The 15581-nt window shown below is 33.8% G+C and carries 17 protein-coding genes and 2 pseudogenes; 9 read left to right on the forward strand and 10 right to left on the reverse strand.

The annotated features are described in order from the left end of the window. Nucleotides 1-170: 170 nt before the first annotated feature. From ACN6NE_RS30165 to ACN6NE_RS30175, 3 genes and pseudogenes are all read right to left on the reverse strand, one after another. A protein-coding gene (locus tag ACN6NE_RS30165; protein ID WP_474329193.1) for an IS3 family transposase occupies nucleotides 171-1327 on the reverse strand; the annotation gives its coding sequence in 2 pieces (ribosomal slippage) (nucleotides 171-1057 and nucleotides 1057-1327; 1158 coding nt in all). Between the two features lie 279 nt (nucleotides 1328-1606). Further along, nucleotides 1607-1900, reverse strand: a complete 294-nt coding sequence (locus tag ACN6NE_RS30170; protein ID WP_474329195.1) for a hypothetical protein — start codon at nucleotides 1898-1900, stop codon at nucleotides 1607-1609. Nucleotides 1901-2184: 284 nt separating this feature from the next. Then, nucleotides 2185-2765 (reverse strand): annotated as a pseudogene (locus ACN6NE_RS30175) (YitT family protein). 419 nt (nucleotides 2766-3184) lie between these two features. Here ACN6NE_RS30175 and ACN6NE_RS30180 point away from each other — a divergent pair. Beyond that, entirely contained in the window at nucleotides 3185-3985 is an 801-nt protein-coding gene (locus ACN6NE_RS30180; RefSeq protein WP_129703816.1) for an alpha/beta fold hydrolase, read from the forward strand. A 232-nt stretch (nucleotides 3986-4217) separates the two neighbouring features. Here ACN6NE_RS30180 and ACN6NE_RS30185 read toward each other — a convergent pair whose 3' ends face one another. Both ACN6NE_RS30185 and ACN6NE_RS30190 read right to left on the reverse strand, forming a co-directional pair. Continuing rightward, entirely contained in the window at nucleotides 4218-4763 is a 546-nt protein-coding gene (locus ACN6NE_RS30185; protein ID WP_474329197.1) for an undecaprenyl-diphosphatase, read from the reverse strand. A 222-nt stretch (nucleotides 4764-4985) separates the two neighbouring features. Beyond that, nucleotides 4986-5537 carry a YhcN/YlaJ family sporulation lipoprotein gene (locus ACN6NE_RS30190; RefSeq protein ID WP_474329199.1) on the reverse strand — a complete coding sequence of 184 codons (552 nt, stop codon included), beginning with the start codon at nucleotides 5535-5537 and terminating at the stop codon, nucleotides 4986-4988. 193 nt (nucleotides 5538-5730) lie between these two features. On the opposite strand from ACN6NE_RS30190, the gene ACN6NE_RS30195 reads away from it, so the two are divergent. Beyond that, complete coding sequence (locus ACN6NE_RS30195) at nucleotides 5731-5946, forward strand: hypothetical protein (RefSeq protein ID WP_129703810.1); 216 nt, start codon at nucleotides 5731-5733, stop codon at nucleotides 5944-5946. Nucleotides 5947-6097: 151 nt separating this feature from the next. Here the strand turns inward: ACN6NE_RS30195 and ACN6NE_RS30200 are convergent, their stop codons facing one another. Then, nucleotides 6098-6277: a small acid-soluble spore protein H gene (locus tag ACN6NE_RS30200; RefSeq protein ID WP_474329201.1), complete on the reverse strand. Its 180-nt coding sequence runs from the start codon at nucleotides 6275-6277 to the stop codon at nucleotides 6098-6100. A 543-nt stretch (nucleotides 6278-6820) separates the two neighbouring features. Here ACN6NE_RS30200 and ACN6NE_RS30205 point away from each other — a divergent pair. The 7 genes and pseudogenes from ACN6NE_RS30205 to ACN6NE_RS30235 form a co-directional block, all read left to right on the forward strand. Then, complete coding sequence (locus tag ACN6NE_RS30205) at nucleotides 6821-7753, forward strand: alpha/beta hydrolase (RefSeq protein WP_474329203.1); 933 nt, start codon at nucleotides 6821-6823, stop codon at nucleotides 7751-7753. A gap of 301 nt (nucleotides 7754-8054) precedes the next feature. Continuing rightward, nucleotides 8055-8297: a DinB/UmuC family translesion DNA polymerase gene (locus ACN6NE_RS30210; RefSeq protein WP_474329205.1), complete on the forward strand. Its 243-nt coding sequence runs from the start codon at nucleotides 8055-8057 to the stop codon at nucleotides 8295-8297. A gap of 211 nt (nucleotides 8298-8508) precedes the next feature. Next, the gene (locus ACN6NE_RS30215; protein ID WP_474329207.1) at nucleotides 8509-8688 is read left to right on the forward strand and encodes a YolD-like family protein; all 180 of its coding nucleotides are present in this window, start codon (nucleotides 8509-8511) and stop codon (nucleotides 8686-8688) included. Nucleotides 8689-9560: 872 nt separating this feature from the next. After that, nucleotides 9561-9761, forward strand: coding sequence for a cold-shock protein (locus ACN6NE_RS30220; RefSeq protein WP_045295226.1), 201 nt, complete (start codon nucleotides 9561-9563; stop codon nucleotides 9759-9761). Between the two features lie 242 nt (nucleotides 9762-10003). Next, nucleotides 10004-10216, forward strand: a complete 213-nt coding sequence (locus ACN6NE_RS30225; RefSeq protein WP_088568050.1) for a hypothetical protein — start codon at nucleotides 10004-10006, stop codon at nucleotides 10214-10216. 104 nt (nucleotides 10217-10320) lie between these two features. Beyond that, nucleotides 10321-10509: an AbrB/MazE/SpoVT family DNA-binding domain-containing protein gene (locus ACN6NE_RS30230; RefSeq protein WP_474329210.1), complete on the forward strand. Its 189-nt coding sequence runs from the start codon at nucleotides 10321-10323 to the stop codon at nucleotides 10507-10509. 9 nt (nucleotides 10510-10518) lie between these two features. Continuing rightward, nucleotides 10519-10605 (forward strand): annotated as a pseudogene (locus ACN6NE_RS30235) (AbrB family transcriptional regulator); the annotation flags it as partial. Nucleotides 10606-10628: 23 nt separating this feature from the next. On the opposite strand, the gene ACN6NE_RS30240 reads toward ACN6NE_RS30235, so the two are convergent. The 4 genes from ACN6NE_RS30240 to ACN6NE_RS30255 all read right to left on the reverse strand — a co-directional run bounded on the left by ACN6NE_RS30240 (nucleotide 10629) and on the right by ACN6NE_RS30255 (nucleotide 14590). Then, a complete protein-coding gene (locus ACN6NE_RS30240) occupies nucleotides 10629-11273 on the reverse strand; it encodes a hypothetical protein (RefSeq protein ID WP_474329212.1) in 645 nt (214 codons plus the stop codon). A 524-nt stretch (nucleotides 11274-11797) separates the two neighbouring features. Continuing rightward, on the reverse strand, nucleotides 11798-12700 hold the full coding sequence (locus ACN6NE_RS30245; protein ID WP_474329214.1) for an Rpn family recombination-promoting nuclease/putative transposase: 903 nt from the start codon (nucleotides 12698-12700) through the stop codon (nucleotides 11798-11800). A 316-nt stretch (nucleotides 12701-13016) separates the two neighbouring features. Continuing rightward, nucleotides 13017-13391, reverse strand: a complete 375-nt coding sequence (locus tag ACN6NE_RS30250; protein ID WP_129703799.1) for a cysteine hydrolase family protein — start codon at nucleotides 13389-13391, stop codon at nucleotides 13017-13019. Nucleotides 13392-13408: 17 nt separating this feature from the next. Further along, nucleotides 13409-14590: an Alp7A family actin-like protein gene (locus ACN6NE_RS30255; protein ID WP_474329216.1), complete on the reverse strand. Its 1182-nt coding sequence runs from the start codon at nucleotides 14588-14590 to the stop codon at nucleotides 13409-13411. Between the last annotated feature and the right edge of the window lie 991 nt (nucleotides 14591-15581).

Raw genomic sequence — 15581 nt, forward strand, 5'->3', positions numbered from 1 at the left:
CCCTATATGAGTTGCGCTTATTTAGGTACAAATCAATAGCCTTCAACTTATCTTCAAATGTATGTCTAGACATACAAGCACCCCAATCATTAGAGTTTCTTTGTCTAACAATTGGGGTGCAGTTCAACGGGGACTGCACCCTGTTTGTGAGACAGGAATCAAAGCACCTTTTAAACAGCCAGCTGCCGATATTGTACTGGTGACTGGTTGTTTAGTTTCGTTTGAATACGGGCATTGTTGTAATAAGTAATATAGTTTTCGACGATTTGTTCGACGATGGTGGTCGTCGTATATGTTAACTCGTCGAGGTAGAACGTTTCAGACTTTGGCGAGGAATGAAACGATTCAATGGAGGCGTTATCTGCGGGTGTCCCTTTACGGGACATACTCATAGTAATGCCTCTTTCTTTGATTTTTTGTTGATAGAGATGCGACGTGTACACGGAGCCTTGGTCACTATGCAACGTACATCCTTTAGGTAAAGAAGGAAGTTGGCTTAACGTATCTAAGACAAATTCTACGTTTTGACAATCACCAATCGAATACGCAATGATTTCCCCATTAAATAAATCTTGAATACTTGAAAGGTACAACTGTTTAGGTCCAAAAGGCAAGTAGGTAATATCAGTTACTAATTTTTGAAGAGGACGATCAGCTTGAAACTTACGATTTAATATATTCTCTGCAACCTGATAAGGTTGCCCTGTTAGCTTGCGTTTTTTCTGTTTTACGCGACATTGCCAACCGTATTTCTGCATGACACGTTGTACAAATTTATGGTTGATCTTCATCGTTCGATTGAGTAATGCTGTAATTTTTCGATAGCCATATCGGAACTTGTGTGTACGACACTGCTCACCAATCTGTTGTTCTATCCATTTCTTTTTCTTTGTCCGTTTTGATTGTTCCTGTTGCCTCCAGCGATAATAAGTCGATCGAGGGATATTAAGGTACTGACAGATTTGATAGACTGGTATCTTATCTTTTAACTCGTCCACTACGTTCACTACGATTTCTGGGACCACTTCCTCTCCAATTCCTTGTACTTTTTTAAGACCTCAATCTGTTGTGTTAAATACCGGTTTTCTGCTTTCAATTTGGATATTTCGTCTTTAAAGCCAGGTCCCTTTCCGTACGAATATTGCTTGCCTACAGGCTGTTCAAATCGATGCATTTCTCCATTTTTATACCATCTCATCCACCTTTTTAATTGGGTGTAACTGCGAATATTTAATTGGGAAAGCACTTCTTTGACAGGTACACCAGCTAATCTCATCTCAATAGCTTTTACCTTTACCTCTGCTGGATAACTAACTCTTGTCCCCATAGAAAAAACACCTCCAAGTGATTGTTAGGTAGTATATACCCGTTTTTTAACTTAAAGGTGTTTTTTATTTGTCTCACTATAAGGGGTCAGTCCCACGGTTCCGCCGAGGGTTCTTTTTCCGGAGTATGCAGCTTTTTATACATCCTTGATATGACTACGTTTTCTCGATACCCCAGTGGAAGGTGAATGCATAAAAAGTCTGCATTATATATATATGTTAGTCCCTATAAAAATAGTCCTTATGGAGAATCATGCTATATTTTTTGAAAACAGTTTCCTTTATAAGAAAGGTCTAGATGAACCAATACTGTATTCTAATAGCATTTTTATAGCATTTTCCGGTAATTGATTAGATTTCTCAAGTATTATTGGTGTCTGACCATTTCCGGTGGAATTATAGGAAACAAAAACTAATTTTTTTTCGTCTTCACCAGGAAAATTTAACTTCGTAGGTAATCTAGATTCCTGGGGGCTAATGTTTTCCTTAAATGTTGTGGACTTCTTATTTATAAGTATCTCGTAAAATTCACCGTTGTAAATAAATCCAATTGCCGGTGTATTAGCATTGCTCATTAATAGACCCTCCTGATTTTCATATAAATACAAATGTACTTATATAGTATGATTTAGAAAGAGATATGGTATTCAATTTATAATCAAACAAATGTCATAGCAGCATTCCTTAATTTTTACGAAAAGGTTTATGTATTTTAGATTACTCTAAAAGAAGGCCATTTTTAAAAGGATTTTAGGTTTATAAGTCAAAATAGTTAACATGAACTTATAAAGCGATTGAAGGGTGTAGAAAGGGAGGAGCAAAAAACGGAGGATAGAAGATACTGATTTTATAATCCAAATTATTCTTTTTTTGTAATTAACGAAGTCGTCATTCCACCTATAAAAATTGTCGAACATGAAAAAAGAAACGTTTTAGGTCCTAATAAAGGAAGAGCTGCTGTTATGATAAAACCATCTATAATTAAAATAACCATCCCTATGTTTAAGGAAAAAGCTTTTGATATAAGTTGTGCTAGTAAATCTGTTCCTCCAGTACTTGTCTCGTATCGAAGCATAAGGCCAACTCCCGTCCCAACACATATTCCTCCAAAGATTACACTAGGAAAAACAGAAAGTTGAAACTGATCTTTAATAGGCTCTAGCCAATCAATAAAGAAGAAATAATTAACCCATAAAAACTATTATAAAAATAAGTTCTTTCATACACCCAAGCAAACCAACATAATGGAAAACCAAAAATAATAATCATCACACCTGTAGGAAATTCAAAATAATAGTGAAGGATGAGAGTAATTCCAATTGTTCCTCCATCCAACAAATAATGAGGAACTAAAAATCCATTAATTCCTATACTTAATAATAAGCTTCCGACAAGAACAACCGGTATTTTTCGAAACATAATAATCACCTTTTTAATCAATTTATCTCTTACTATATGTATAAGCTTTAGCTACCTGTCATGAATGTTTTTTCTTTTTATGTAAATGAATAAAAGTTTATCTTTTAAGCAAACTCCTAAAAAGCAGAAAAACTCTCTTCCAACCGATGGGAGTTTTTCTGCTTTTTAAACTGTGTATCGTATACATGTTTAGTTCACATAATCAGCATTATCAGAAATCCTATTAACAATTCTAAAATCTCCCCCTTTTTAGTCTGTATAGTCTCACTATAATAACCTCATAATAAATAATAAAAAGGATCTTTGATTTTAAACAATACAGAGCAAATAGTTAATTATATTGAGTTAAATGTAAGATGAAAAAAGATCTTGGTTTTCATAAACTAGATTAACCTTAACTAAAAAGTAATTATTAATTGATTTTGGAGTGAGAAATAATCATGCCTTTTATTGAAATAGACACTAATAAATACTTGTATTATGAAGAGCGTGGACAGGGTATGCCAGTCATCTTTATTCATCCACCTGGCATGGGAAATAAAGTCTTCCATTATCAATACGATTTATCCAAGCATATGAGAGTCATCTTTCCAGATTTAAGTGGTCATGGACGAAGTCCTAGAGCTGAACAAACTGTATCAATTTCCTTCTATGCAAACGAAGTATTGCGTTTTATGGATGCACTGCATTTAGACAAGGCTATTATATGTGGTTATTCTGCTGGCTGTCTAATTGCTCAAGAGCTGGCTATTTATCATCCCGATAGAATCGAATTATTAGTTTTCTCAGGAACTTACCCTATAGTAAGAGATATACCTGGACAACTATTACATAAAATAGGAATGTATATGGTAAAAGAACATCTAAATATATTAATAAAAAGCCTTTCTATAAGTCATACTCGGGACAAGACACTAAGAAAGAGCCTAGTTAGTTATATGAAAAAAGCAGATCAAGAATCATGGTATCAGTATTATAATCATTCATTACACTATAACTGTTTAGACAAACTTCATCATTTAACTATGCCTTTGTTGTTTATATATGGTGGGAAAAAAGATTGGACTACCCACTATATGAAAGAGTATAAAAATAAATGTAAGCATGCTGAATTCTTTGTTTTACCACAACAGGGTCACCAACTACCTACAAAAAAGTGGGTTCAATTTAATGAGCTAATTACAGGATTTGTCTTAAATAAATGCAGTTATAAAACAAAAAGAGACTTAAGCAATGAATAATTTTAAAATCTCATATGTATAAAACTCGATGATAAACTACAGGAGATCGGTAAGATTGTTTAGCTCATCAGCCTAAATACAAATTTTATAACTGAAAATGAGGCTCTTAGGGAATTTCCCCCTTAAGAGCCTTATCTTGTCGTTATTAGTAGAAGCCTTCGCTATAGCAACTGCTTTAACTAATTATTAAAGCAAGTACAGAATCAAGACATTATTAGCTAATGAAAATGCTTCATTTACGTATTTGGGCATAATACTTTTTTGATTTTCGGTTCATTATTTTTAGAGAACCAAAAACTTTCTCAACGATAATACTTGTCAAGCTACCAATAAAGAGGCTTCGGATAATATCAGAGGGATAATGATGTCCTACCCAAATCCTTGAGAATCCTGTTAACAAGGACAATATCCACATAACTGACCCAAGAATACGTTCACGTAGAAAAATAGAAGTGGATACAGCAGTTGCAAGCAACGTATGTTTACTCAAAAATGCGGAGTTCATCTTTGAAGGAATAAGGATGCCGACACGGCGCTTTATAAATGGACGAGGCTTAAAATAAAAACATTTAATTAACATGTTAATCAACAACGTAAAGGTCGAAGATATGACGGCATATACGGTCGCTTTTCTTTGGGAATAGCCTCGAAACCACATCAGCATTAATACAAAAGCGAATAGATAACGCACCTTATTTGAAATCAATATCATCAGCATATCTAATACAGAATAGCGACCAGCCAATTGATTAATTATCCTGAATATTTTATAATCCATCCTGATTTTCTCCTTCAATTTTAGATAGACAGACTCTTCTCTCCTACTGAAGAATCCATTACATGATTAATGTTCCTATGATAGTAAAAAAGGAACCCAAAATAACTATTAAGTCATTTCGTATAATGAAGACATAAACATATATGAAACCTCCTTAATCTATAAGGAGGCCTCTCTTTTTAAAACATAAAAAATTGATTTTTTATATCTCATCATTTTTATTTAACGATTGTTGGGGAATGCTCTTTTAACGGTTTTAGTAAAATCTTCAAATAGGCCATTTCTTGTCGCACCTTCATTAATTCGATTTCCGTACCCTTCCATACGATTCACAAAATCAGGATCGGATGACACATACACATTTCGAATATCCTTATCTGTCGCTTTTACTTGATCTGAAATCTTCTTTTTAAAACGGTCGGTTACTTTTCCGTTTGCCTCATTCTTTAAAACAACAGCCACGTATGCATTTCGGTTTGTAACAATCACATTCGCAGTGTCTACTTCATTTAATTTAGCAATACGATCCGCAGCTTCATCAGCTACCTCTAATTGTGTCTGATTATTATTATCTACATTATTATTTTGAACACCGTCAGGTTGAAATTCCACGTCTTGTAGATTATTGTTGTCACGATTATTTTGAGCTTTTTGTTCAGACGGTTCTTCAGTTGGATCAGGCTCAGCTTCATCTTTTTTATCATTACAACCAAAAAGAAAACCGACTGATAAAATAGCTGATAAGAGTCCCAGGACATATTTTTTTGTCTTCATTCCTTTTTCACTCCTTCTAATAGTCATATATGTATTAAGGTTTACATTGTTTTTTAAATAATTACAGGGAATGATTTGAAAATATAAGTGAGGATAGCATCATTTTCCCAGTATATATATGTAGCATCAGCAAAAAATAAGGATGTTGGAAGAGAGCTTTCTTTCAAACACTTATCAAAGAGGGATTTGCATAATGAATAATGTACAGCAGCTAACTTCTTTATTTAATGTTAATGGCCTATCCGGGAAGAAAAATAATAACAAAGGCATGCTACTGTCACTTTTAAGCATAGGAATTGGGACTTTAGTGATTTTGATAATAAGAGGAAATGGAAATAAACCAGGGGCACCAACCGTGCAAACAATGACCAGTAGAAACCAGATGAAAAACGGTTTCTCCAAGCAATAAAAACTGTATTTTCAATAGTATATTTTGTATAGCAATTGAGTTACCGTTGATTATTAAAAGCTTTATGCAGTTTTTAATGCCCACCTCCACTCACAAAAATAGCAGAAAAATAAAAAAAGCCTAAACAGGCTCTTTTTATTCTAAAAGGGACTCATTTTTCTTTAAGGTCCAATATAGAAACACTATGTTTATTATGTGGTTCATCAAGAGTATGAATTGTAGCTATTCCATTTTGTTGATCTACATGCTCAATATAAATACTTTTTCCATTATATATTACATTGGCCATGTTCACTGAATCAGCAATTTCTTGTGTTCTTCGTGCATCCATGTTTATATACAGCCTCCTTTTTATTTATAACAGTGACAGTATTTGTTTTTAACTAATTTTTATATATCTAATCCCGGTTCTGGTGCAAAAAACAATCATTTGGAAATATAGAATTTGATTTAATCGCTATTTTCCGGATTATAAGAATTCATCTTATCTTGTAGCAATGGAATAGTTGAAGAAAAAAAGGATATCAGTAGTAAGTGGAATGTCTCAATAACATAGTGATACAAAATTATCGGGTTATTAAAAAGCACGTTCGTTCTTTGTGAGAATTGAAATCTTCTCCTACAGCAAAGTCCATTAATTATGAAAGAGGAGCTATTCATATGGTTGAAAAGGGCAACTTGTTATATAGAGCAAGTCTGTCAAAAATCAAGCGAAGCTCATCTATTAACTAGCTGCATAAGACTAGATTTCAGTAAAAATCCATCATATATCTTTTTTAAACGAATGCAATCTTTGCACCGTAAATCTTTCTTTTGGTTCTTCATTTTCATTATTAAATGATATAAATAAATTACGGAGACACAGAGGTCGAATATGAAACAAGTTATTAAAAATATTCAAAATGATCAGCATTTTCGCTTTACATACGATTCACGCCCCATGAATGAAAACATGAAACGTTACAGTAAGTTTTACAATCTCCCAACAGAGAACATAATGTATCGTTACGGGTTTGAATCGTTTATTCATGAACGGCTGTTTATCCAATCTTTTCGTCCCTTACCGGTAAAAGCTCATATTCTTCTTCTTCACGGTTATTATGATCATGCTGGAGTACTAAGTCCTGTCATTCGTTTCTTGATTCAACAAGGGTTCCATGTGTTGACATTTGATTTACCGGGACATGGATTATCAACAGGAGAACGGGGAGCCATTTCGGAGTTTTCTCTCTATACAGAAAGTATTCGAGAAGTCGTGCGTAGACACCTGTCTTCAAGCTCTCTGCCCGTCTATATCGTGGCTCATAGTACGGGCGCTGCTGCTGCAGTCGATTATATATTGAATAACCCTGAAACGTCTCAGATTCGAAAAGCAGTGCTTGTCTCGCCCCTCGTTCGGCCTTATCGCTGGAATGCAATCACCATTTTGGTAAAGCCCTTAAAAACGTTCACCAGGAATTTGAAAAGGATACTTCGAAACAATTCATCAGATGCAAAGTTTTTGCGTTTTGTTAAGAATGATCCGTTACAATATGATCAGATCCCTCTCAGTTGGGTAGAAGCATTGATAAGATGGAATGAATTGATTAAGAAGGGGAATCCCAGTTCTGTCCCTGTTCTCATCCTCCAGGGAAAAAAGGACACAACAGTGGATTGGAAATATAATGTTGGTTTCTTACTAAAGAAGTTTCCAAATATAGATGTTGAACTTATAGAGAACGGAAAACATCATTTATTAAATGAAGAAGAGCTGATAAGAGATAATGTGTTTTCTTCTATCCATCGCTACTTAACAGATGATGTGTAAACGATGATTCCGAGAACAATGAATGTGCTATCTGTTTATTATTAGAAAGAAAGGGTTTTTATTTTATTATCGATAATAATTACTCTAACATCTTGTAATAGATTTAAATATCTCGTCCGTAAAAGTATACCTTTACGGACTTTTATATTATATAAGAAATCTATCATTTTATCGTTCCTTTATGTCCTAAAAAATAATTACGAACGTTTTATAAAAACAATACACTTTGCGAACGTTTTTGTTTTTATAAAAAGATAAATAAAAGAAAGGTGGAAATAAAAATTGCTGGCACCGAAAAGAAGTGGAATTATTGCTGTTAGAACTCTTGGATGACGTATGTTTTCGCCTACGTATGCATAGGGTCGTTGCACAAACCATTCATTTATCGATTCGCTACAGCAAACAAGCAGGTGGAGGCTTTTCCAGACAAAAGAAAATGGGGAGAGCTTCGAATTTAAACCAAGATATCTTTCCATATTGTTTAACCATACTACATACATTTGATAGTGGGATGTCCATTCGCTCCATTGGAATTTCATTATAGAATACAAGCATTCAAGAAGAGGAGCAAATAAGCTTATTTGATGACATTGATCAGCGTGAAAGAGGCTATGCTCTTGCCAAAACGATTAATGAGATTCGGATGCGTTATGGAAAGAATAGTGTACTACGTGCATCTAGTCACCTTCCTTATTCAACAGCTCGTTATCCAAATAGCCTTATGGGTGGTCATAAAGCTTAAGGAGGAAAAAGAGATGGAACATAGAGGAATGAAAAAATGGCGTCCATTCGCCACTATGTCAGAGCCATACATAGGGTTAAAGGAGATTATAAATAGGCAAGTAGAAGTAGCTCAACCTGTTTTAATAGGAGAGCAAATGGAACAGATGAATTTCACCTTAATTGAAGCCTTACATACAAATAAACAAGTATAGCGCACATATTATATGTAACAAAAACGAGATGCAAACGATTATGCATCCCGTCATGTGAAGAAGGAAAAAATAGCTTTTAATGCAGCATATGATCTTTAAGGAACACCTCATTTACGTAATTGCATTGCCTAATGAAACAGTAACTTGAAAAAGTATATTCTCTTTAACAAACCCCTCATTTAAGCATTGAGCTAAAAAATATACAATGTGAACGAAATCGTTCTTGGTCTGGGACAAACACCTCATTTGTATAGTTATAAATGAATATTATTGTCTACCCATTATATATATTCTTACTACGTTCATGACTACCATCCCCTTATGAATCAAACATACATCGATTTACAATAAGGTTTTCTGAAATATGCCTGCTGTAGACACCTCATCCCAAATGTAAGAAGCTTTGTAATGATTAGTTATAATCAATAACTTGTTTTCCTTCTTCCCTAAATAGAATATCCCAATAGCCCATTTATAATTCAGTAAAGCTAACAGGGGTTTTTTGGATTACATGTACCCTTTATTTATAAGGAAGATTAAATAATGAAGTTTTATTATGAATAGCTATAATAAATAGAGATATGTATGTACTTGTTCATTTTATTTGATGGGCTCGAGCATTAAAAAGGTATGCAACTTATGCAATATCATAAGTTTTTGATAGGGGAAAGGTGAGTAGATAGAATTCGTTTAAGGGAATATTTTCCTTATTTGCTATCAATCCTACTATATGTTACACTACAGAAAGCTTATTTTTGTTCGGTATATTGAGAAAAGAAAAAACCCTAATTAGAAGTTTTTATCTTGAAATAGTATGTTTAGGCAAGATTGGTAATACATTTGTGGAGTATTCCACATCAGGAGGCAACATTATGACACAAGGTACAGTAAAATGGTTTAATGCAGACAAAGGTTTCGGTTTCATCGAAGTTGAAGGCGGAGACGATGTATTCGTTCATTTCAGTGCTATTCAAGGTGAAGGTTTCAAATCATTAGAAGAAGGTCAAAAAGTTACTTTTGATATCGAGCAAGGTCAACGCGGAGCACAAGCTGCTAACGTTCACAAAGCATAATTAAAAGTAATCACAAAAAAGACTCCTGTAAAGGAGTCTTTTTTTATGGTTTTATAACTAGAAAACCCTTGTTTACCTATAAAGAAATAGATGCAGAAAAAGCAGCATTCTCATGCGTGATTGGCATGGGAATGCTGCTTTTTTCTGCAGATATAGGTATATACTTATACATTTTCTTTTACAATTCATCCCTCCAACACTTATTATGGTAATAAACTCAAAATAAGGTGGGAGATGCTTGTATGAGAGCTAAGATTGAGAAAGCGAACCATGTAGTAATGTTTGAAACAGCTGGTGAGTTTTATGCACACGAAGTGAATCAAGGTCCTAAAGTGGGTTTCTTTGCTTGTCCCTCTTGTGGAGTGAAAGTTTATCATAAACAAGATCATTTCTTTTCACGTGAACATGCGCGTACGTGTACTTACGTACAAGAGCAATCTAAGAAAAAGTTCTAAACCTGTATTTTAAAACCTAGTTTGTAAAATTAACATTGGTCAATTTATACATTTATAGTATAATATAGAAGTTGTGCTTATGAACATATAAAAGGAGAGTCAGCATGAAGGGACTAAGTACGTTGAGGAAGGTAGATGCAGTGGGGCGTATAGTAATTCCCATTGAGCTAAGAAAGCTACTGGATATAGATAAAGATGATGAAGTAGAGATTTTATTGGAAGATGATCATATAGACATAAAAAAATACAAAGAATCTAATCAATGTCTGATAACAGGTGAGATAACATCTTAAAACCGTAGATATGCAAGTAATGTGGTTCTAAGTCCGGTAGGGGCAAAAATTTTATATAACGAAATAAAGGACAAGCAAAAAACCTTTGAATCGTAAATTCAAAGGTTTTTTTAATTGAATTATTTTTTATGCTGTATACTCTCTAACCAATTTTGTACAGAAGATCCCAAGCTAGTTGCTCCTACCTTTAATTCATCCATAATATAAGAAATTAAATTGTGTAAACTGTACTCTTCTTTATAAGGGTTGTTTTTATTGATGAATTTTAAAACCTCTTTTAACTCCTGCATTCTTTGGTGGTCTAATTCTTCTTCTAAATGGCGAGTCATGTATTCATCAACAAAATCAGAATTCCTTATGCTCGCTTCAATTAAGAAAGATGCTGCTAATGCAGGAGAGCAATCTAAAGCATAAGCTAAGCGTTTTAGAACATCATACGTTTCTCCATGTCCATCCTTTAAGCGAGTAGAAACACGCTCTTTTTCTATATTTTTATATAGATGTCTAATGGGCTCTTTGGACATATCGCCCATATACACGGTGCTGCCAAAACTAAACCCTCTTCTGAAATAATTTGATAAATAGTCCATTACTTTTGAAGAAGCAAGGCCCGATATACAAATTGATTCAACTACATTTTTTACAGGTGTATTTGTAATATAAGACAAGCGATAAATACATTCTTTAAGATCAATTGGAAGTGATGGTTTTACATCTCGTTTTTTGTCACTTCGAATTTTTCTTTTCTTCTCTTCTACTCTCACATAATCACTCCTAAAATCTAAAATTATCTCTAGGACAATGACTTTTTGTACATACCTAAAACATGTATATGGCAGGGGAGGGAAGAGCATGTATATTTTTTTAGATATTGGAAAAAACTTATAATAGTAGAACATGAGAGGAGTCTTTTGTATGAAAATGACGAAAGAAGAAGCACAAGAAATCGCAAAAAAAATAAAAGAAAACTCCAATAAATACGGGTTACCTGTAAAAAAAAAGAAAAACGCTAGCGCAACTTAAAAGAGGATATATAAGAAAAAGTCTTTCCTTGAATAAAAAACAGAAGACTTATATTTTTCTACTATAATACGCAATAACATTTAGTACACCGCATAACGAAGATATAATAAACGTAGGCTAAATCTTATAAAAAAGAAATAACAATAAATAATCTCTTCATATTATCAATGTCGTAACTTCAAATTAGATGTGTTGAGAGGGAGAAGTTAAAAAAGGGACTGCCTGATAAAATCAATTTATCAGGCAGTCCCTTTTCGTAATGTCATCATTGATGACGTAATTTATCAATTTCTTCTGGTGTAAGGTTTGTAAATTCAGCAATTGTTTGGTTATCTAAACCCTTTTGGATCATACTTAAGGCTACCTTTATAATACCTTTCTTTTCGCCTATTTCTTCACCTATTTGTTTTCCTTTTTCTTCTCCAAGTTTTTCAGCTCTTTTTAAAGCTGATTTTTCATCTAATAATGCTTTTCTGCGTGCTTCATATGCTAATAGCACTTCTGGATCTTGGCTCACACGTTCCCATTCATCCATCGCTTTCTTTAATACTTGATCTTCTTGCATCGCAATCTCCTCCAATACCTGAGTGATTTCTTCATCTTCGGATGCTTCAAGTAATAATAACCATCGCACAAGTTGATCTTCTCGTGGATCTACCTCTCTGTTACGCCATTTAATTAATAACTTGGGTAGCTCCATAAAATGAATTTCTAGCATATCCGTTAAGAGTAATTTCTGCTCTCGCTCATATAACTGAAAGGTGGAGTGATAATCATGAATATGAGATAAATAACGGAAGTTCACAATGTTAATGGTAATCGTTTTACAAAGCTCTCCGTAGTCCATGCCTTCTTTCATTTGACTACTATACATTTTAGACCAGTAATAAAGTGTTCGTTTTTCCATGTCATGTTTATTATTAAGTTGAATTTCAATATTGACACGGCTTCTATCCTCTAACTGTGCGTGTACATCTAAAATAGAGCGTTTATCTTCTTGGTTTTCTTTATTAAAATGCGGATCTAGTAACTGCACCGTCTGAATTTTTTTATCATCTGGAAAACGGAGTGCTGCGTTCAAAAAAGCAGCTAAAATAGATTCATTTCCATGTGTGCCAAATAGTGATTTAAATGCAAAGTCGACACGCAAATCTAATCGTTTTGTCATAATACCCTCCATCATTTCCATGTTTGTTATTAGTATACCATGACTGTACCGATTCCTTCTATTCAACACTTTAGGAGGAATCCATTATCAATATGGTATCTGCCACACCTAATTATTAATGTTCTTTAGACAAAGAAGTATGAAAGGGGATCAGAATTAATAAAAGTACTTGGAGGGATTGCTATTGCTATAAATAAAATCCTCTTTACTATTATTCTTTTAGTCCGAGCACGTTCTTTGTACATATGGGAATACGTTAAAAACCAATAAATGACGGAAAGTAAAAAAGCTACTAGTATACCTAGTAGCTTTTTAATTAAAAATCGCTATATTCCTCTAAATCATCGTCATCTAGCGAGCCAGATACCTGTTCTAAATCTGCAACCTTACCTTCTTTTAAGGTTTGACTTTCTGAAGGCTTGTCTTCTACATCTTCGTGCTTTATTACAAAACCATTAGCCTTAGCTAATTGTTTTAATTCCTTCAGTTCTAAATTGATATGTTCCAGAAGTTCTTCTGTTCTGTGACCTGGTTCTACTGGGTCGGTAGATGAACGATGAAGGTCCCGAACAATTAAAGATGAAATATAGTCCCCTAATTTTCGAGACTTCGCATATTTTGCAAGTATGTCATAGACTTCATCACTTAACTGGTTGGTTTTAATCGTAAAGGCGTTTTGACGCTCTGACATGGTTATCACCTACGCTGTTAGGATTTAACGGCTTTCTTCTCTGCTTGTTTCTTTTGAAGGTAACCGATGCTTCTGATTTCTAGGCCAAATAAGTTCAAGTGACGGCTATCTTCTGGTACTTTATGATATTTCTCCGTACGTTCTTCGCCAATCTTTTCACTCATGCTTGTCATAATAGCTACTTCTAGTGTCGGAGCAACACCACCACTATATACGTATTTACGAATTTTATTCGCCGGTGGTGGGGCCACATCATTTAACTTCGCTAGTAAAATCTCCACATATTCTTTCAAAGAAGATGTAATTTGAGCTGTTAAATCAATGGATGCGCCTGTGTTTTCATTTTTCAACTCGAATTTTTGTTTGCTGTAGTTATCTAAAATAAATTGATCAAAAGCACGTAAATCCGTAAACAGCTCAGGGAACTTCTCTTTGCGCAATTTATCAATATGAGCTAAATAGGGAATGCCTTCAATACTTTGGAATGATTCACGGCTGTTCGCAGCCTTTAATCCTTCCGGTAAAATGACGACATCAATCGATCCACCACCGATATCAACCATCACAGTTTCACATTCCACATATTCATTGGCATCTTCGCGGTCTTGAAGTGTTAGGTCCTTCTTCAACGCAAAGCGTGCGATTTCGCCTTCTTTTAGGCAAGCACTTTCGTCCACAGCTACCTTTAATTCTTTTTCAAACCCTGGAGTATGAATACGGAACGTATGGTCACCTAGGAAGCGAGTGGCCATGGATTTTTGCGCTTCGCCAAACGTGCTTTCTTTTTTCAATAACCAGATTGGTAACATCGTAGAGAAGTAGCCAATCTCGATGTTATTATCCTTTTGATCTTTTGCATGTAATGCATGATAGTATGCAATGGCAGCCAAAAATGTCACATAAGGAATATGGCTTGTAATTTTATTATGTAGACGATTGATGTGGTTGTTCGCAAGTTGTTGGCTTGCTGCAATGTCACCCACTAAGAAATAACGTTCTGTCTCTTCGTCACCGATTGTTGTAGATAGTAAGATACGTTTTTTAAATTCTTCTGGTGCAGTTACCGCATCTGTAAAGAATGAATCAGCAGCTTCTTTTTGGAGTTCTACTACGTTGGTTGGAAAGTCAAACAGGTATCCATCAATAATATTCATATCGACTGAGTTCCCACAGTCTTTATTAAAACGTGAAATTTTCATCTCTATACACCTCGTTTTTAAGTTGAACTTCTGTTGAACTAATTATACACAAAAAAAGTGGAATGTTCAATCTCTTAGTTGAACTTATTTTTCATCAAAAACTTACATATATCAACAATTAAATTTGATTAGTTGAACTTATTATAAAGTTGGACGCTAAAGGGGAGGGATTCGATCTTATAAAATGAAAAGATAACAAGTAATTTATAATGAAAAAGAAAATATAAGGGGGATATGAATTTTACATAAAATAAGTAGATAGTTCTTAAAGCTCCAAAAGGAAAACGAGGGAGCACACAAAACCGATTCTTAACTAGAAAAATAAAAGTTCCTACAATATATTTTAAAATATAAAAAGTAGTCATATAAGAACTTTCGAGTTTTAATTCCATAATAAAACGAACAACCAGTACAATAGATTTCTTATAAAAAATAAAAGTTCGTGAACGTATGCTTTTACGGACACCTAATTCTTTTATGTTTTAAAACATAAAAGGAATAAAGTTAAGGATTTTATTTGAATTAGTGAAATTACTTTAATGTAATCCAAACAAAAGGTCAATTAATACTTTTTATAAATTAATTTACTTTTAATTGATTTTTAACCATATTTTAATGATTCACTATAGCCATTGGATTATAATGGAATAACCAAAGTGATTATCCTTCTTTCAACTTGCTTTCTATTTAAAGCAAGTCTTTTTAATTATCAGAATGAAAATGACTAAAATGATATAGGTTACACCGTATCCACATATTTCATTTGTAATCAGACTAAAATATGTTTCGAATATACAGAGAAACGCTTTCTGAGGGAATTAACTTTGGTTTTACATATAATAAATGGTTCGCTGCAAATTTCAGCAATTTAGAAGTTTTTATCTTCTTATTATTGATTTTGAAAAGCACGCTTTTTAAAATTAGTTACCCTAATGTCATTCTCAAGAACTAAAAAAGCTCTTCATCAAGAAGTATTCATAACGTGCTGCAT

The sequence above is a fragment of the Priestia sp. 53B2 genome (assembly GCF_056099005.1).